Origin of the sequence: Streptococcus sp. HMSC077D04 (assembly GCF_001808785.1) — a bacterium.
Classification (GTDB): domain Bacteria; phylum Bacillota; class Bacilli; order Lactobacillales; family Streptococcaceae; genus Streptococcus; species Streptococcus mitis_BX.
In genome coordinates, this window is the sequence record NZ_KV794443.1 from 1 (window position 1) to 515 (window position 515).

Consider the following 515-nt stretch of genomic DNA (forward strand, 5'->3'; position numbering starts at 1 on the left):
GGTTCAGAATTGATGGCTACTTTAGATACTGTGACGGATCTTGTCCATCATGAAGAAAACTACACACAACTCCCACTGACACAAAAGCTGAAGATTATTACTCATTTTGATGATGTAAAAGCTAGAAGCGAAAAGTCTAATCAAGTAGAGGAAGTTTTATCTCCTTCAAGTGATATTGAACAGGAAACGGAAGAAACGAACTCTTTTTCTAATGTCGATAAAATTGTAGAAGAAGCTTTGAGGGAATATCCAATCGGTTCACAAGTAAGTTATAAAGGACAAGTATTTCAGTTGGTTTCGATTGAAAATGCACAGTTAAATGGCTTAGTTCGCCTAGAGCTATTCAATGATTCTAAGCAGTTATTTGAAGAGAATCCTATCTTATACTTGAACAGTTTGGCAGAGATTGAACAAGTATTGTCTCATGTAGAACTTGAAAAAGAAGATTCAGAGATTGAGATGGATTCATCAAGTGAAAATCAGGAAATAGATTTGTTTTCCTACCTGGAAGAAGA

At 35.1% G+C, this 515-nt stretch carries 1 protein-coding gene; it reads left to right on the top strand.

Features of this window, described 5'->3' with window-relative positions:
* Positions 1-515, top strand: a 515-nt coding sequence (locus tag HMPREF2701_RS00085) for a hypothetical protein (RefSeq protein WP_148130482.1), incomplete at both ends; no start/stop codon positions are given.